The sequence below is a fragment of the Bradyrhizobium japonicum USDA 6 genome (assembly GCF_000284375.1).
Classification (GTDB): Bacteria; Pseudomonadota; Alphaproteobacteria; order Rhizobiales; family Xanthobacteraceae; genus Bradyrhizobium; species Bradyrhizobium japonicum.
Map to the genome: position 1 here is coordinate 7,414,010 of NC_017249.1, position 17,007 is coordinate 7,431,016.

The 17,007-nt window shown below is 64.0% G+C and carries 18 protein-coding genes; 6 read left to right on the forward strand and 12 right to left on the reverse strand.

Annotated features, from left to right (window positions below):
* Positions 1 to 6 precede the first annotated feature (6 nt).
* The gene (locus tag BJ6T_RS34630) at positions 7 to 279 is read right to left on the reverse strand and encodes a helix-turn-helix domain-containing protein (protein WP_014497240.1); all 273 of its coding nucleotides are present in this window, start codon (positions 277 to 279) and stop codon (positions 7 to 9) included.
* A gap of 157 nt (positions 280 to 436) precedes the next feature.
* Here BJ6T_RS34630 and BJ6T_RS34635 point away from each other — a divergent pair, with 157 nt between their 5' ends.
* Entirely contained in the window at positions 437 to 889 is a 453-nt protein-coding gene (locus BJ6T_RS34635; RefSeq protein WP_014497241.1) for a hypothetical protein, read from the forward strand.
* Positions 890 to 1,042: 153 nt separating this feature from the next.
* Positions 1,043 to 1,264, forward strand: a complete 222-nt coding sequence (locus BJ6T_RS34640; protein ID WP_014497242.1) for a hypothetical protein — start codon at positions 1,043 to 1,045, stop codon at positions 1,262 to 1,264.
* Positions 1,265 to 1,333: 69 nt separating this feature from the next.
* On the opposite strand, the gene BJ6T_RS34645 is transcribed toward BJ6T_RS34640, so the two are convergent.
* The 5 genes from BJ6T_RS34645 to BJ6T_RS34665 all read right to left on the reverse strand — a co-directional run bounded on the left by BJ6T_RS34645 (position 1,334) and on the right by BJ6T_RS34665 (position 6,486).
* Positions 1,334 to 2,152 carry an aldo/keto reductase gene (locus BJ6T_RS34645; protein ID WP_014497243.1) on the reverse strand — a complete coding sequence of 273 codons (819 nt, stop codon included), beginning with the start codon at positions 2,150 to 2,152 and terminating at the stop codon, positions 1,334 to 1,336.
* Positions 2,153 to 2,463: 311 nt separating this feature from the next.
* Positions 2,464 to 4,038 carry an alkaline phosphatase D family protein gene (locus BJ6T_RS34650; protein ID WP_014497244.1) on the reverse strand — a complete coding sequence of 525 codons (1,575 nt, stop codon included), beginning with the start codon at positions 4,036 to 4,038 and terminating at the stop codon, positions 2,464 to 2,466.
* 118 nt (positions 4,039 to 4,156) lie between these two features.
* Positions 4,157 to 4,576: a hypothetical protein gene (locus tag BJ6T_RS34655; RefSeq protein WP_014497245.1), complete on the reverse strand. Its 420-nt coding sequence runs from the start codon at positions 4,574 to 4,576 to the stop codon at positions 4,157 to 4,159.
* Between the two features lie 108 nt (positions 4,577 to 4,684).
* Positions 4,685 to 5,686, reverse strand: coding sequence for an NAD(P)H-dependent flavin oxidoreductase (locus tag BJ6T_RS34660; RefSeq protein ID WP_014497246.1), 1,002 nt, complete (start codon positions 5,684 to 5,686; stop codon positions 4,685 to 4,687).
* 62 nt (positions 5,687 to 5,748) lie between these two features.
* Positions 5,749 to 6,486, reverse strand: coding sequence for an SDR family oxidoreductase (locus BJ6T_RS34665; protein WP_014497247.1), 738 nt, complete (start codon positions 6,484 to 6,486; stop codon positions 5,749 to 5,751).
* Between the two features lie 166 nt (positions 6,487 to 6,652).
* Between BJ6T_RS34665 and BJ6T_RS34670 the strand changes: the two genes are divergently transcribed.
* Entirely contained in the window at positions 6,653 to 7,117 is a 465-nt protein-coding gene (locus BJ6T_RS34670) for a winged helix-turn-helix transcriptional regulator (protein WP_014497248.1), read from the forward strand.
* 188 nt (positions 7,118 to 7,305) lie between these two features.
* On the opposite strand, the gene BJ6T_RS47625 is transcribed toward BJ6T_RS34670, so the two are convergent.
* The 3 genes from BJ6T_RS47625 to BJ6T_RS47630 form a co-directional block, all read right to left on the reverse strand.
* Complete coding sequence (locus tag BJ6T_RS47625) at positions 7,306 to 7,464, reverse strand: hypothetical protein (RefSeq protein WP_014497249.1); 159 nt, start codon at positions 7,462 to 7,464, stop codon at positions 7,306 to 7,308.
* Between the two features lie 23 nt (positions 7,465 to 7,487).
* A complete protein-coding gene (locus BJ6T_RS34675) occupies positions 7,488 to 7,862 on the reverse strand; it encodes a PRC-barrel domain-containing protein (protein ID WP_014497250.1) in 375 nt (124 codons plus the stop codon).
* 283 nt (positions 7,863 to 8,145) lie between these two features.
* Positions 8,146 to 8,304, reverse strand: a complete 159-nt coding sequence (locus BJ6T_RS47630; RefSeq protein ID WP_167541711.1) for a hypothetical protein — start codon at positions 8,302 to 8,304, stop codon at positions 8,146 to 8,148.
* Between the two features lie 177 nt (positions 8,305 to 8,481).
* On the opposite strand from BJ6T_RS47630, the gene BJ6T_RS34680 reads away from it, so the two are divergent.
* Positions 8,482 to 8,736: a hypothetical protein gene (locus BJ6T_RS34680; protein WP_014497251.1), complete on the forward strand. Its 255-nt coding sequence runs from the start codon at positions 8,482 to 8,484 to the stop codon at positions 8,734 to 8,736.
* 176 nt (positions 8,737 to 8,912) lie between these two features.
* On the opposite strand, the gene BJ6T_RS34685 is transcribed toward BJ6T_RS34680, so the two are convergent.
* The 3 genes from BJ6T_RS34685 to BJ6T_RS34690 form a co-directional block, all read right to left on the reverse strand.
* Positions 8,913 to 9,119: a hypothetical protein gene (locus tag BJ6T_RS34685; RefSeq protein ID WP_014497252.1), complete on the reverse strand. Its 207-nt coding sequence runs from the start codon at positions 9,117 to 9,119 to the stop codon at positions 8,913 to 8,915.
* A gap of 81 nt (positions 9,120 to 9,200) precedes the next feature.
* Positions 9,201 to 9,332, reverse strand: coding sequence for a hypothetical protein (locus BJ6T_RS49280; protein ID WP_256376429.1), 132 nt, complete (start codon positions 9,330 to 9,332; stop codon positions 9,201 to 9,203).
* 117 nt (positions 9,333 to 9,449) lie between these two features.
* Positions 9,450 to 9,644 (reverse strand): hypothetical protein, encoded by a 195-nt coding sequence (locus BJ6T_RS34690; RefSeq protein WP_014497253.1) that lies wholly within the window; start codon positions 9,642 to 9,644, stop codon positions 9,450 to 9,452.
* A 94-nt stretch (positions 9,645 to 9,738) separates the two neighbouring features.
* Here BJ6T_RS34690 and BJ6T_RS34695 point away from each other — a divergent pair, with 94 nt between their 5' ends.
* Both BJ6T_RS34695 and BJ6T_RS34700 read left to right on the forward strand, forming a co-directional pair.
* A complete protein-coding gene (locus BJ6T_RS34695; protein WP_014497254.1) occupies positions 9,739 to 10,251 on the forward strand; it encodes a DUF4142 domain-containing protein in 513 nt (170 codons plus the stop codon).
* Between the two features lie 457 nt (positions 10,252 to 10,708).
* Complete coding sequence (locus tag BJ6T_RS34700) at positions 10,709 to 17,002, forward strand: HAMP domain-containing protein (RefSeq protein WP_028170152.1); 6,294 nt, start codon at positions 10,709 to 10,711, stop codon at positions 17,000 to 17,002.
* Positions 17,003 to 17,007 lie beyond the last annotated feature (5 nt).

Consider the following 17,007-nt stretch of genomic DNA (forward strand, 5'->3'; position numbering starts at 1 on the left):
CTCGCTTCAAGCCACCTGAGGCTGGCTGCCGTGGATCGCGGAGGCCAGCCGCAGCAGCAGGACGATCGAGACATTGCCCTTGCCCGCCTCGATCTGGGCGATGTAGCGCTCGGAAATCCCGGAGCGGCGGGCCAGCTCCCGGCGCGACAGCTCGCACCGCGCGCGCGAGGACCTCAAGCGCTCGCCCAGCTCGGCCAGGAACGCGGTCTCGGAATAAGGCGGCACGGCACAGCTCCCCGGCAGTACCTCGCCCGCGAAATCCACGACTTGATTCAGCATCGCTCTCACCAACTTCGCCTTCGGGAGCGCCATCCTACCCCTTGATACGACCGGCCTCATTGACGCGGATCAAATTCATGAGTGATTGCCGGCTCGCGTGGACGATCGCGCGCGGGATGCTACACTTGGACTTGTTCGAGGCGGGGTTTTTCAGGACATGACGCGTTGTCTAGGCTGCCGGATCGCGGCGGCGATGCTGTGGATTGCGTTCACGCCAGCGGCCGGCGCCGAGACGCTTGCGGCGACGGTCGAGCAATGGGGCCTGCTCGGCTCATGGGCGGTCGATTGCGCGGCCCGGCCCGACCGCGACAAGGGCTCGCTGTTGACTTACGAGATCAGGAAGGACGGCCGGGTGATGTACCGGCGCGATTTCGGCGAAGCCAGGGACGAGAACGAAGTGGTGTCCGCTACGGTCGAAGCCGAGGGCCTGCTCAATGTGATGGTTTACTTCCGCTCGCTGCACCAGACGCGTGAGTTCGGGCTGCTGCTGGCGAAGGATGGCAGCCTGCGTGCGATCTACAATCGCAGCGAGCGCGGTGTGTACACGATTCGGGACGGCAACTACGTCGCGACAGGCGCGCCGACACCAACGCAGCAACGCTGCGATTGAGCATCACGTTTGAGCATGATCGCTCGGAAAACCGCTTCACACTTTTCCGGATCATGCTCCGTCTGAACATCCATTCAGAATTCTCTTCCAGTTCCTCCGGAACGTTCGCACACATGCGTCGTTCTCATGTGCATTGCATTGGAGGAGGACATCATGAAGAAGCTTGGTTATGTGGTTGCGGCTCTCGGCGCGCTCGCGATCGTTGCACCGACGATGGCGAATGCCGAAACGGTGGTGATCAAGAACGGCTACCATCATGGCTACGGCGCCCGCGCCGAAATGCGCGAGCATCGCGACCACGGCTGGCATCGCGGCTGGCACCATCGCGACCGGGTCGTCGTGGTCAAGCGCGGTCACCGTCACCATTGGGATTGATGCGCAACACATCATGAAAATGGCCCCTCGCGGGGCCATTTCTTTGCGTATTCGCAACGTTCGGCGAGACTAATCCCACACCGGCGCAAAGCCTGGATTGACGCAACGCCTGTCCTTGGGCAACGCCGCGATCTTCTTGCGGTCGGCATCGTCGAGCGTGATCTTCAGCGCATCGAGATTGGCCTGCTGGCTCTCGCGGCGCGAAGCCTTCGGGATCGCAGCGACACCGTCCTGGTCGAGCAGCCATTTCAGCGCGACCTGCGCGGCGGTCGTGTTGTGCCTGGCGCCGATCTCGGCCAGCACCGGATCTGACGCGATGCGTCCTTGCGCGAGCGGACAATAGGCGACCAGCGGGATCGACCTGGCGTTGAGATAGGCCAGCACCTTCGATTGATCGAGCATGGCGTGATATTCGACCTGGTTGCAGGCGATCGGCGCCTTGATGTCCTCGACCGCGATCTTGAGCAGCGCCATGGTGAAATTGGCAACGCCGATCGCCCACGTACGCCCCTCCTCCTTCAGCTTCATCAGGGTCTCGAACACCGCGCCCCAGTTCGCGGATTTCGAGGGCCAGTGCACGAGGTAGAGATCGACATGGTCGAGCCGGAGCTTGGTCAGGCTGGCGTCGAAGGCGCGGCGGATCGCATCGGGGCTGAGATTCTCGTGCCAGACCTTGGTCGTGACATGAAGCTCGCCGCGCGGCAGCCGGGCCGCAGCGAGCGCGGCACCGATCGGTTCTTCATTGGCGTACATCTCGGCAGTGTCGATGTGGCGATAGCCGATCGACAGCGCGCTCTCGACCGCCGCGCGGCAGGCATCGCCCTGCATGCGGAAGGTGCCGAGGCCGAGCTTGGGCATGCTGATGCCCTGTGTCTTCAGATGATCCATGAGCTAGCTCCTGACGTATTTCAGCCGCCGAACACGCGGTGGGGCCGCGAGGGAAGACTCTTCGGTGATGGAAAGAGGTGGCGGGAATGAAGACTATAGCGCAGGAGACGCGAGGCGGCCAATCAAGATCGGGTTAGGAGCGGATAGGTTTGATCCTCGCCGCAAAGAAGGTGAGCTCCCTCTCCCGCCTGCGGGAGAGGGCTGGGGAGAGGGTGCATCCGCATCGGGACAACCCCCAAGCGGAAAAAGCCCTCACCCGGCGCTTCGCGCCGACCTCTACCGCAAGCGGGAGAGGTGAAGAAGCCCGCCACTCACGAATGCTGCGCGACCACGGCCGGGCGCGGCTGCGGCTGCGGCACGATGTCGACCGACCAGAGGTCGCGGTTGTCGACGTCTTTCAAGGTTACGGTCATCACGCCGCTCGCACCGTCGATATCGACCCTGCCGAAGAACTGCAGGCCGAAGCACGGCGCGAGGTTCTCCCCTTGCGCCTCGCCGCAGCCGTTCTGATACATCGCGACGGGCCCAAACGTATTGTCGAGCTCGCCCGGCCCCCAGGTGCCGGCATGGAGCGGGCCGGAGACGAACTCCCAGAACGGCTCAAAATCCCGGAATTGCGCCTTGTTCGGATCGTAATAATGCGCGGCGGTGTAGTGCATGTCGGCGGTGAGCCAGACGATGTTACGCACGCCCGCGCGCTTGATGGAGCCGAGGAGATCAGCGATTTCGTGCTCACGCCGATCGGGCGCTCCGTTGCCGAGCGCGACGGCATCGAGGCTGACGAGGCCGATCGGCAGGTCGGCCGCGATCACCTTCCAGGTCGCACGCGACGCGGCGAGCTCCCGCTTCAGCCATGCGAGCTGCTCGGCACCGAGAATCCAGCCGCGATGGTCCTCGCCCTTGTTCCAGCTGTCGTCACGATAGCTGCGCATGTCGATCATGAAGACGTCGAGCAGCGGACCGTAAGCGATCTTGCGATAGACCCGGCCCTGTCGCTTGCCGACGTCGCGGATCGGCATGAAATCGAAGAAGGCACGGCGGGCGCGCGAGACCAGGCGCGGCGTGCCGTCGTCCTCACGGCCGGCGTCGTCATAGCTGCCGGTCGGCGACCAGTCGTTGGTGACCTCGTGGTCGTCCCACTGCGCGAACATCGGCACCTCCGCGTGGAAGGCACGAAAATGCTCGTCGAGATGGTTGTATTTGTAGTTGCCGCGGAATTGCGCCAGCGTGTGCGCGGCATCGGCTTTCTCCTCGGTCACCAGATTGCGCCAGGTCTCGCCGTTCGGCAGCTTCTGCTCGGAGGGAACCGTGCAGTCGGCGTAGATGTGATCGCCGGAGTGGATGAAGAAGTCCGGGCGGTTCTCGAGCATGGTGCGATAGCTGCGATAGCCGCCGCGCGAGATGTCGATGCCCCAGCCCTGCCCCGCGACGTCGCCCGACCACACGAACTTGATCGACTGCCCCGCGGCCGGCGCGGTACGAAAATGGCCGACGCGGCTTTCGCCGGCAATGCCGGTCGCGATGTCGTCGAAGCGCACGCGATAGAAGATGTCCTGCCCGGACGGCAGGTCGTTCAGCAACAATTTTGCGGTGAAGTCGGCATCAGGCAGCGCGTCGCGCGAGGCTGACGCCATGATCGTCTTGAAACTCTCGACGGTCGCGCATTCCACCTGCATTCGCGCGGGCCGGTCGGCGCGCGCCCAGATCACGGCGGAGCCATCCGAGACATCGCCGGACTGAATGCCACCCGCGATTTGCGGGCGATCGGCGGCGCGGCTGATGGATGGCTTTGCGAGTGTGCCGAGCGCGGCAACGGCGAGACTTGAAGTCGAGCGGACCAGGAACTGCCGCCGGGTCCATGCGCGCGAGGCGCGGAGCGTTGCCATTCAGGAAACCTTCGTCGAATCGCGACGGAAGGTGCCTGCGCCGTTTGACTCCTATCCTGACGGTTTCTTGACTCCGGGCCTACGGTTTTGCGACGCCCGGATGACGCGACAGACCCGGCTAGCGCTTCCAGTTGCAAATGCCGCCGGTGCGGCACGGCCAGGTCTGGATGCGGGTGTCCATCGCCTGCGCGTCCAGCGGATTGCCGCGACGATGTGCGAGCTTGGTGCGCGCTGCGCCGCGTGGCTGGGCGCCCCTGGCATGAACAGCCTTCGGCTCGGCCACGTGCACGCGCTCGGCGGCAACTTTCTTCGGTACGTCCATCGGCTCGGCGCGCGCCTGCGCCTCGTTGCCACCCTTCGCCTCCAACGCGACCGGGGCGAACTGCGTCTCGGGCCCGAGCCGCTTCGGCGACAGCACCGCCTTGGAGAGATCGAGACCGAGATATTCGTCGGGCTTGTAGTCGTCAGCGCGTGCGATGCCGCCCCATGCGAGCACGAGGGCAATGGCAACTGCAAAGGGAATGCTCTTCAGGACCACGGACGCCTCCTGAAATTGCTTATTTCAAGGGTAATTTACCCCTATTTAGGAGGCGTCACGCGCAATTCCAGCGGCCAAGTGCCGCCGTGGTTAAGAAGTTTGGAAGTGTCAGGCGACCTTTCGCACCGCCCCCGTCCCGTCCAGGAATCCCATCAGGCGGCTGCGGATGATCTGTTCCGCCTCATCCATGATGCGATCGACCAGTTCCTTGCAGGAGGGGATGTCGTGGATCAGTCCTGCGACCATGCCGCAGCTCCAGGCGCCCGCGTCCATCTGGCCGTCCAGCATGATCTTGGGATAGACGCCCGCAACCTGGTCGTGGATATCGTCGATGTTCAGCTTGGCGCCCTTCTCGCGCTCGATCTCGAGCAGACGATCGACGTTGGCGTTCTTGAGCACGCGCTCGGTGTTGCGCAGAGCGCGCATGATCAGGCGGGTGTCGAGCTCGGTTGCCGCAACAAGCGCGTTCTTCACGTTCTGATGCACCGGTGCCTCCCTGGTGGCGATGAAGCGCGTGCCCATGTTCATGCCCGCCGCACCCAGCGACAGCGCCGCGACGAGGCTGCGCCCGTCGGCCATGCCGCCGGAGGCCACGAACGGAATCTTCAACGCCTCCGCCGCGCGCGGCAGCAGGATCATGTTGGGGATGTCGTCCTCGCCGGGATGGCCGCCGCACTCAAAGCCGTCGACACTGACGGCGTCGCAGCCGATGCGCTCGGCCTTCAGGGAGTGGCGCACGGACGTGCATTTGTGGATCACCTTGATGCCGGCGGCCTTCAGCGCAGGCATGTATTGCTCCGGGCTGCGCCCCGCGGTCTCGACCGCCTTGATGCCGCCTTCGACGATGGCCGCGATGTATTCCGGATAGGGCGGCGCCGAGAAGGTCGGCAGGAAGGTGAGGTTCACGCCGAACGGCTTGTCCGTCATGTCGCGACAGCGCGCGATTTCTTTCGCGAGCAATTCCGGCGTCTTCTGCGTGAGGCCCGTGATGATGCCGAGCCCCCCGGCATTGGAGACGGCAGCGGCGAGCTCGGCAAAGCCGACAAAATGCATGCCGCCCTGGATGATCGGGTGCTCGATGCCGAACAGTTCGGTGATCGCGGTCTTCACGTAGGGGCCTCCCGGATTTCAGTTTGTATTGGGATCAGTCTAGCCGCAGTCTTGCTCCGCGGTCACCATTTCTCTCCGAAGGGGCGGATCTCCATCTCGAAGGTCCAGGCGCTCTTCGGCTGCTGATAGAGTTGCCAATAGGCATCCGCGACAGACGACGGCGGCATCAGAAGATCGGGATTATCAAGCGCATTCGCCCCGAGCGCTTCGAGCCGGCGCTGCCGCACCCACTCGGTGTCGACGCCGGAATCGATGATGAGATGGGCGACATGGATGTTCTTCGGCCCGAGCTCGCGCGCCATCGCCTGCGCCACCGCGCGCAGTCCGAATTTTGCGCTGGCAAAGGCGGCAAAGCCGCTGCCGCCGCGCAAGCTCGCCGTCGCGCCGGTGAAGAAGATGTTGCCGCCACTGCGCGGCAGCATCAGCCGCGCCGCTTCCCGGCCGGCAAGGAAGCCGGAATAGCAGGCCATCTCCCACACCTTCCGGAACACGCGCTCGGTAGTGTCGAGGATCGGGAAATTGACGTTGGCGCCGACGTTGAAGATGCAGACTTCGAGCGGCGCGTGCTTGTCGGCGTCATTGAGGAAGGAGATGACCTCCTCCTCTTTGCGTGCATCGAGCGAGCGGGCGTGAATCTCGCCGCCGACGGCCTCGATGTCCTTCACCAGCGGCGCCAGCTTGTCGCCGTTGCGGCGCCCGGCGAAGACCGTGAAACCTTCCGCGGCAAATTTCTTGGCGATCTCGGAGCCGATGAAATCGCCGGCCCCGATGACGGCGGCTGTCGCGTTTCGCTTGGGCAAGGTCACCTCCTCCGGTGAGAACGGCATGTGATTGGGCCGGAGGCTATAGTTCTAAAATAGAACTGTCAAACTACAGGGTTGACTGATATTCTTCAGTAGAAATAGCGCTGATCATTCAAGTCAGTTCCTTTTTCTGACTTACTATCCTTATGCCGGAGATCGCTATATGAAGTGGGACACGCTGGACGAAGAGCCCTGCTCTCTCTCCCGCACCGTCGCCGTGGTCGGCGATCGCTGGACGCTGCTGATCCTGCGCGAATGTTTCTTACGCGTGCGCCGGTTCGAGGCGTTTCAGTCATCGCTCCAGATCACGCGGCACCTGCTCTCGGAGCGTCTGAAGAAGCTGGTGCGGTTCGGCATCCTGCGCCGCGTCCCCTATTCCGAGGCGCCCAAGCGCTACGAATACATCCTCACGCAGAAGGGCCTCGACCTCTATCCGATCATCATGGCGATGGTGCATTGGGGCGACACCCACATGGGCGACGAACGCGGCCGCCCGCTGCTGCACCAGCACAAGACTTGCGGTAAGGAGTTCGACCCCGTGATGGTCTGCTCGGAATGCGGTGAGCCGCTGCATGCGAAACAGGTGCACGTGCATGCGGGGCCGGGGCGGAAGGAGGCGGTGGGATAGAGTGGCGCCAAGCAAAAGGTGTCGCGCCCCGGCTTGACCGGGGCATCCAGTACACCGCGGCTTCTGCGTATCCCTCAACCGCTTCTGGAATACCGGATCGCTCACCCCAGCACGCAACTGCGCACAAGGCCGACGATGACAGCGCGGGCACGCTCCCTCAATGCCCCCCGCTGTCGGCGCACTCTTGCTCAGTGCGTCTTGGTCTCTTGCCACGTCTCGAGGTCAGGCTTTGTCTCGCCCGACTTCTGCTCCTTCTCCGGATTGCCCTTCCAGGGCTTGTCGGTCTGGGCGTGCGATCCCCAGTCATTCTGACGCCGGGGATCGTCGGTGGGCCGTTCCTTGCTCATCGGATCTCGCTTTCCATGGGAGCTTACGCGAAGGGAACGCCGTAATACGAGTTGATGCCGCGGACTGCCGCGTCGTCACCCCAGTTCCAGTCGCTGCGTTCGCCGTATTTCGGCGCGCCTTCAAGCGTCTTGGCGGTGATCCCGGTGACATAGCCGCCGAGCTCCGTATCGTATTTCAGCGACTGCCAGGGCAGCGGATAGTGGTCGTTGCCGAGGCCCAGGAAACCGCCAAAGCCGAGCACGGCGTAGGACACCTTGCCGCTGACCTTGTCGATCATCACGCGTTCGATCGAACCGATCTTGTTGCGATCGGCCCCATAGACCGACGTTCCCTCGACCTTGTCGCTGCCGATCAACCTTCCCATCTCGCTGCGGTCCAACTCGCCTTGTTTCAGCATTCCAATTCTCCACTCAGTCAACGTGTGAACCAACCGGGTCGGCGAGCGAACGTTCCGACGCATGCTCCATGCGGTCGCGTCAGGCACGGAGCACGGACGCCAGGTGCGATCAGCGAGCGGCCGCGGCCTCCCGTAGCATCAGGAAATCATGCATCGCGGCAGCGGTCTGAAGCTGATCGATGCGCGCCATGACAGAATCGCGCCGCTGTCCATTGGCAAGCCCGACAGTTCGTGCTCGAGCCGCAGCTGCTCTGCCTTGAGACGTTGTTCGAACGTGTGGGGCTCAGATCGTCTTCGCATCTTCCGTCCTCGGTGGTTGCAGCCCCGAGCTGTTGGCCCAGCGCTCGACTTGCTCGATGACCTTCTGGTGGCTCGGACGCACCGGCTTGGGCGCCTCGGGCTCCTCGGAAAGTTTGCGAGGTAACCTGACTTGCTCCGTCATGGCCTGTTCTCCCTCTCTTCCGAAAGAATGCGCCACTGCCAGAGTCGTTTCAATAATAACTTATTGATTTTATTGACTATTTTTACTCATCTGGCGATTTTTCCGACTCTTGTGGAACTCGCGCCAAACTCGTTCGTTGAGCAAACTACTCAACTTACTCACTTTGCGTGATCGACCATGAATGACCTTCGCGCTGAGCGCCTCCAGGTCATGCTCTCCCCGGAAGAGCTGGCCGCCATCGACGATTTCCGGTTCAAACATCGCATGCCGACGCGAGCGGCAGCGGTCCGCGAGCTCCTCAAGTTCGGACTGGCATCCGTGGGCGTGGATGCGAAAGCCGGCGTCAAATCGAGCAGCTTCGGCGTGTTCGGCCGCGGCCCTGAGGGACACACCCAGGGCGATCCTGAAAACGGCAACGAATCTGATCTGTAGAAGGCCATCCATAAGCAGAGGCCATCCATAAGCAAACGACCCCGGCACGGTGGTGCCAGGGTCGTCCTTGGAGATTGCTTCCGGCTCACCGGGGGTATGACAACCGGAAGCATCCTGTCGACGCTTCGCGCGGGGATTCGTTCCTCGCGACAAATCTTCTACCTTTCGAATACGCTCTACCCACTCGGCGCTGCGCCGGAATCATCCGGCGTCATGCCGGAGCCCGGCGTCTTGCTGTCGTCGTTGAGCTTGGGATCGCGCGTCGCTTCGCGCGACGGCGAGCCCTTCGAATCCGTCTTGTGCACGGTTTGCGCGCGCTGCTTGTCGCGCGGTTGATCTTCCGCCCGCTTGTCCTTGACGATGCCGTGGTCGGAATGCGCCATGATGTCCTCTCGCTTCTCCAGATGTCCTGAAGCGCTTACGCGCCGGCACAACGAATGTTCCAGCGTGCGAGGCCCGCAGCTCTAACTATGCGTGGCGTGGATCGCCGCCGATGCATTCTCCAGATGCACCTGCCGCACTGTCGTCACTGTCGCGAACGCGACCGAGACGCCAAAGGCGAGAATGAGCGAAAGAAGAGCCAGACGTGGAGCCATCGCAAAACCTCCTTCTGGAATCAAAATCAGCGCGATCGACTGTTCGTGGATGATCCTGGATTGGTTGCTTGCATTCCGTGAGCGGTCACACACGCAGATTCACGAAGATGAGAGCGCTCACGCATCCTGCGTTCGAAGGACGCGGACCTTTACGGGCGGGATTTCACCGTCCAGCCAGTCCTGCTCGTTCGCCAATGCCGTCCAGGCATCCGCCATGCGCAAATAGCGCTTGTGGGCGGGCTGCCCTTCCGCGCGCTCGGCGAGCTGAAGGCAGTTGTCGGCGTTATCCCTGAAGACGTCAGACTGTTTCATACAGAAGATCTGGGAACGGAACTCCGGCTCCGCAACCGCCCTTACTGGATGGTAACGTCGGGGAACTTCGCACGGCTTCGGCCATTGGAGATGCATGAGGATTCTTGTCGCGATCATCCTGGCTCTCGTCAGCACCTCGGCGTTCGCCGACAATATGGGCGAGCGAACGGCCGGCGACCGTGTGCCGACCGCAACCGATGTCATCACCGGCCTCTACAGCTTCAGCCGTTTCCAGCAGGGGCTGCTGGAGAGCACCGACCTGAAAGGCAATGCGGAGGTGAAGAATCTCGCGGCCCTGCGCGCCGAGGAGGCAGGCAAGCGCGACAAGACCCTGAAGCAGATTCAGGACGCGATCGGTGCGGAGCCGCACGCCGGCAAGACGACGTCGGTGAGCGCAAGCCTTGTCGAGCCCGAAAACGCGGATGGACCAACTTACGTCAGAAGCTTCTATGCCGCGCAAATCCCCGAATACGACTCCGCCATCAGCCTGCTCGAGCGCTACCTGAAAGCGCCCGACAATCCTGCGCTCGCCGCCTTCGCGCGCGAGCAATTGCCGATGCTGCGCACGCAGGTGAAAGATGCGGAGCGCACCATGGCGGACAAATAGCAGCGCTATTTGTCTTCCGGATGATGCGGCTGGCTCTCCGGCCGCACCGTACGGTTACTCGCGGGCATCTTGTCCCCGCCGGCGTCGCCGTTGTCGTCCTAGCCGCCCGAGGTCGAGGTGCCGCTGCAGCCGGGGTTCGATCTGGTCGCGGTCCCCGCGTGACGTGGCGGAGCTTGCAGCGGGGTCGCCGGTCCTAGCCCCGCGCTGGGGGCGCCAGCCTCCCTCTCCTGGGACGGCTGGGAGCTCTGGTGCCGGCCACAAGGCCAGCGTCCGGCCGGCTTTTTCCTGAACGGGATGGAACCATCGTCACTCCTCACCGTTATTTTGGCCGGGCTGAGCACGGCAGGTTCCAATTCCAAGCGCTGCGACGTTGGCGCTTGATTTCGAATTTGGCTGACGCTCTATTTTGACAACTGCGTCACGCCTTGGATTCGGCCGACGCTGCGGGGGAATCAGTATGAGCGACCTCGATCCCGGAACTGCATCACGCTCCGGTCGTCGCGTCCCAAAGCCAAAAACCAACGGTATGTCGGACCCGGATTCGCGGCCGGAATTGCTGCTCGCCTTGCAGGCCATGCGCAGCGGCGATTTTTCGGTGCGGATGAGCGGGGACTATCTCGGCATCGACGGCAAGATCGCCGACACTTTTAATGAAATCATCGCGGCCAACCAGCGCATGGCGCAGCAGCTCGAGCTGGTCGGTCAGGTCGTGGGGCGCGAGGGCAAGACCCGCCAGCGCGTGAAGTTCGGCCTCGCCAGCGGCTCCTGGGCCGACATGGAAGGCTCCGTCAACACGCTGATCGACGACCTTCTGTGGCCGACGCGCGAAGTGACGCGCGCGGTCGCCGCGGTGGCGCAAGGCGACCTGCTCCAGACCGTCAAGCTCGACGTCGACGGCCGCCCGCTACGCGGCGAATTCCTGCAGTCGGCGACCATCGTCAACACCATGATCAAGCAGCTCGGCGTGTTCACCTCCGAGGTGACGCGCGTGGCGCGCGAGGTCGGCACCGAAGGCAAGCTCGGCGGCCAGGCCCAGGTGCCGGAAGTGACCGGCGTCTGGAAGGATCTGACCGAGAGCGTCAACTCGATGGCGAACAACCTGACCAACCAGGTTCGCAACATCGCCGAGGTCACGATCGCGGTCGCCAACGGCGACTTGTCCAAGAAGATCACCGTCGACGTCCGCGGCGAGATCCTTCAGCTCAAGGAAGCCATCAACACGATGGTGGACCAGCTGCGCTCCTTCGCCTCCGAAGTCACGCGCGTGGCGCGCGAGGTCGGCACCGACGGCAAGCTCGGCGGCCAGGCGATCGTGCCCGGCGTCGCCGGCACCTGGAAGGACCTGACCGACTCCGTGAACGCGATGTGCGGCAACCTCACCGCCCAGGTCCGCAACATCGCCAACGTGACGACCGCCGTGGCGCGCGGCGACCTGTCGCGCAAGATCACGGTGGACGTGCGCGGCGAGATCCTGGAGCTGAAGGACACCATCAACACCATGGTGGACCAGCTCAACTCCTTCGCCTCGGAAGTGACGCGCGTGGCGCGCGAGGTCGGCACCGAGGGCAAGCTCGGCGGCCAGGCCCAAGTGCCCGGTGTCGCCGGCACCTGGAAGGACCTCACCGACAACGTCAACTTCATGGCGTCGAACCTGACCGCGCAGGTCCGCAACATTGCCGACGTCGCGACCGCGATCGCCGGCGGCGACCTGTCGAAGAAGATCACGGTGAACGTCTCGGGCGAGATCCTTCAGCTGAAGGAAACGCTCAACACCTGCGTGGACCAGCTCAATGCCTTCGCCGGCGAAGTCACGCGCGTGGCGCGCGAAGTCGGCACCGAGGGACGGCTCGGCGGCCAGGCCAACGTGCTCGGCGTCGCCGGCACCTGGAAGGACCTGACGGAAAGCGTCAACTCGATGGCGTCGAACCTGACCGCGCAGGTCCGCAACATCGCCGAGGTGACGACGGCGGTCGCCGGCGGCGACTTGTCGAAGAAGATCACCGTGGACGTGCGTGGCGAAATCCTGGAGCTGAAGGACACCATCAACACCATGGTGGACCAGCTCAACGCCTTCGCCGGCGAAGTCACGCGCGTCGCGCGCGAGGTCGGCACCGAAGGCAAGCTCGGCGGCCAGGCCGTCGTGCGCGGCGTCGGCGGCACCTGGAAAGATCTCACTGACTCCGTCAACTCGATGGCCTCGAACCTCACCGGCCAGGTCCGCAATATCGCCGAAGTCGCAACCGCGGTCGCCAAGGGCGACCTGTCCAAGAAGATCACCGTGAACGTGTCGGGCGAAATCCTTCAGCTGAAGGAAACGCTCAACACCATGGTGGACCAGCTCAACGCCTTCGCCGGCGAAGTCACGCGCGTCGCGCGCGAGGTCGGCACCGACGGCAAGCTCGGCGGCCAGGCCGACGTGCCCGGCGTCGCCGGCACCTGGAAGGACTTGACCGACTCCGTGAACTCGATGGCGGGCAACCTCACCGCGCAGGTTCGTAACATCGCGGAGGTCGCGACCGCCATCGCCGGCGGTGACTTGTCACGCAAGATCACGGTGGACGTGCGCGGCGAGATCCTTCAGCTCAAGGACACGCTGAACACGATGGTCGACCAGCTCAACCGCTTCGCGGGCGAGGTGACGCGCGTGGCGCGCGAGGTCGGCACCGAAGGCCGCCTCGGTGGCCAGGCCAACGTGCCCGGCGTCGCCGGCACCTGGAAGGATTTGACCGACAGCGTGAACTCGATGGCGGGCAACCTCACCGCCCAGGTCCGCAACATCGCCGAAGTGACCACCGCCGTGGCGCGCGGCGACTTGTCCCGCAAGATCACGGTGGACGTGAAGGGCGAAATCCTCGAGCTCAAGAACACCATCAACACCATGGTGGACCAGCTCAACGCCTTCGCCGGCGAAGTCACGCGCGTTGCCCGCGAGGTCGGCACCGAAGGCAAGCTCGGCGGTCAGGCCGAGGTGTCCGGCGTCGCCGGCACCTGGAAGGACCTCACCGACAACGTCAACTTCATGGCCTCCAACCTGACGGCCCAGGTCCGCAACATCGCCGAGGTCGCGACCGCGATCGCCGGCGGCGACCTGTCGAAGAAGATCACGGTGGACGTGCGCGGCGAGATCTTGCTGCTCAAGGACACCTTGAACACGATGGTGGAGCAGCTCCGCTCCTTCGCCGCCGAAGTGACGCGCGTGGCGCGCGAGGTCGGCACCGAGGGCCGGCTCGGCGGTCAGGCCGTCGTGCCCGGCGTCGGCGGTACCTGGAAGGATCTCACCGACAACGTCAATTTGCTCGCCGCGAACCTCACGACGCAGGTCCGCAACATCGCCGAAGTCACGACCGCCGTGGCGCGCGGCGACTTGTCCCGCAAGATCACCGTGGACGTGAAGGGCGAAATCCTCGAGCTCAAGAACACCATCAACACCATGGTGGATCAGCTCAACGCGTTTGCGGGTGAAGTCACCCGCGTCGCGCGCGAAGTCGGCACCGAAGGCGAGCTCGGCGGCCAGGCCCAGGTGCCCGGTGTGGCCGGCACCTGGAAGGACCTCACCGACACCGTCAACTTCATGGCGGCGAACCTGACCGAGCAGGTCCGCGGCATCGTCAAGGTGGTGACCGCGGTTGCGAACGGTGATTTGAAACAAAATCTCACCGTGAAATCCAAGGGCGAAGTCGCGGCGCTCGCCGACACCATCAACAACATGACCGAGACGCTCGCGACCTTCGCCGACCAGGTGTCGTCGGTGGCGCGCGAGGTCGGCGTCGAAGGACGGCTGGGCGGCCAGGCCGACGTGCCTGGCGCGGCCGGCACCTGGAAGGACCTCACCGGGAACGTCAACCTGCTCGCGGCCAACCTCACCTCGCAGGTGCGCGCGATCGCGGAAGTCGCGACCGCGGTGACCAAGGGCGACCTCACCCCGTCGATCCAGGTCGATGCTCGCGGCGAGCTCGCCGAGCTCAAAGACAACATCAACACGATGATCACGAACCTCCGTCTGACGACGGACGTGAACACCGAGCAGGACTGGCTGAAGACCAACCTCGCCAAGTTCACCAACATGCTCCAGGGCCAGCGCGATCTCACCACCGTCGGCCGGCTGCTGCTGACCGAATTGTCGCCCCTGGTGAACGCCCATACCGGCGTGATCTACCAGGTCGAGAACGAGGATAGTCCGCGGCTCCTGCTGCTCGCCTCCTATGCCGGCGACGGCGTCTATCCCTATCAGCGCGTGCTCCCGCTCGGCGACGGCCTGATCGGCCAATGCGCCCTCGACAGACGGCCGCGCGTCATCACCGACATTCCACCCGACGTGGTGCCGATCAACTCGGCGCTGTTCCGCGTCGCACCAAAGAACCTCGTCGTGCTGCCGGTGCTGTTCGAAGGCCAGGTCAAGGCGGTGATCGAGCTCGCCTCGCTGACCTCCTTCACGACCTCGCAGATGACGTTCCTCGAGCAGCTTACCGACTCCATCGGCATCGTGCTCAACTCGATCGAGGCGACGATGCAGACCGAAGGCCTGCTCAAGCAGTCGCAGCAGCTTGCCGGCGAGCTTCAGACCCAGCAGCGCGAATTGCAGCAGACCAACGACCAGCTCGAGCAGAAGGCGCAGCAGCTCGCCGAGCGCAACGTCGAGGTCGAGCGCAAGAACCAGGAAATCGAGCAGGCCCGCCGCGCGCTGGAGGAAAAGGCGACCGAGCTCGCGCTGACCTCGAAGTACAAGTCCGAATTCCTCGCCAATATGAGCCACGAGCTGCGCACGCCGCTGAACTCGATCCTGATCCTGGGACAGCAGCTCACCGACAATCCGGATGGCAACCTCTCGGCCAAGCAGGTCGAGTTCGCCCGCACCATCCATGGCGCCGGCACCGACCTGCTCAACCTCATCAGCGACATCTTGGATCTCTCCAAGATCGAATCCGGCACGGTGACGGTCGACGCCGAGGAGATTCTGACCGCAAACCTGCTTGAGACCGTCGGGCGGCCGTTCCGGCACGAGGCGGAAAACCGCAACCTGTCGTTCAAGATCGACGTCGACCCGAACCTTGCGCGCAGCATCGTCACCGACTCCAAGCGCCTGCAGCAGGTCCTCAAGAACCTGCTTTCCAATGCCTTCAAGTTCACCGCCGAGGGCGAGGTGCGCCTGAAGGTCGTCGCCGCGGTCGGTGGCTGGGGCACGGATCACCCGGTGCTGAACTCCGCGCCGGCCGTGATCGCGTTCGAGGTGACGGACACCGGCATCGGCATTCCCCTCGAGAAGCAGAAGCTGATCTTCGAGGCGTTCCAGCAGGCGGACGCCGGCACCAGCCGCAAATATGGCGGCACCGGTCTCGGACTTGCGATCAGCCGAGAGCTCGCGAGCCTGCTAGGCGGCGAGATCCATCTTCGCAGCGCGCCCGGCAAGGGTTCGTCCTTCACGCTCTATCTGCCGCTGAAATATTCCGGCCCGACGCTGGCGCCGCGTGCGCCCGCGCCGCAGCAGTACAGTCAGCCACCGGCCTTGCAAGCGGCTGCACCGGAACAGCAGCGCGTCATCGAGCAGATTGCCGACGACCGGCTCGATCTCGAGCCCGGCGATACCATCCTGCTCATCGTCGAGGACGATCCGCATTATGCGCGCGTGCTGGTCGATCTCGCCCGCGACAAGGGCTTCAAGGTTCTGGTCGCCGCGCGCGGCGCGGAGGCGCTGGAGCTTGCGAAGCAGTACCAGCCGCGGGCCGTTTCGCTCGACGTGTTCCTGCCTGATATGCTGGGCTGGACGGTGCTGAGCCAGCTCAAGCACAATCCGCTGACCCGCCACATCCCCGTGCAGATCATCACGCTCGACGAGGACCGGCAGCATGCGCTGGCCCGCGGCGCCTTCTCCTTCGTCAACAAGCCGACCACGACCGAGGGCGTCTCGGCCGCGCTGACGCAGATCAAGGAATATGCGCGTCCCAGGCGCAAGCGGCTCCTGATCGTCGAGGACAACGAGGCCGAGCAGCTCTCGATCCGCGAGCTGCTGCATCACGACGACATCGAGATCGTGACGACGGATACCGGCGCCGGCGCGCTCTCGACGCTGCGCGAGGCACCCTGCGATTGCGTGGTGCTCGACCTGCGGCTGCCCGACATGAGCGGCTTCGAGGTGCTGGACCAGATTCGCAACGACGAGAGCCTGTCGAACGTTCCGGTGGTTGTCTTCACCGGCCGCGAGCTCTCGGCGGAGGAAGATGCGGAACTCCACACCATGGCGCGCAGCATCGTGGTCAAGGGTGTGGAATCGCCGGAGCGCCTGCTCGACGAGACCGCCTTGTTCCTGCATCGCGTGATCACGGAACTGCCGGTCGAGAAGCAGCGCATGCTGGAGAAGCTGAACAGTTCCGACGAAGACCTGATCGGCAAGACCGCCCTGCTCGTCGACGACGACGCCCGCAACATCTTCGCGCTGTCGAGCGTCTTGGAACGGCGGGGCATGAAGGTGCTTACGGCCACGACCGGCCGCGAGGCGGTGACGCTGGTCGAATCCAATCCGGAGATTGCCATCGTGCTGATGGACATCATGATGCCGCAGATGGATGGCTATCAGACCATCGGCGTCATTCGCGAAAATCCGGCCTTCGCCCGCCTTCCGATCATCGCGCTGACAGCCAAGGCGATGAAGGGCGACCGAGAGAAATGCCTGGAAGCCGGTGCGTCCGACTACCTCGCCAAACCCGTCAACACCGATCAATTGCTGCTTGCGATCCGCATGTGGCTGCATCGCTGAGTTTG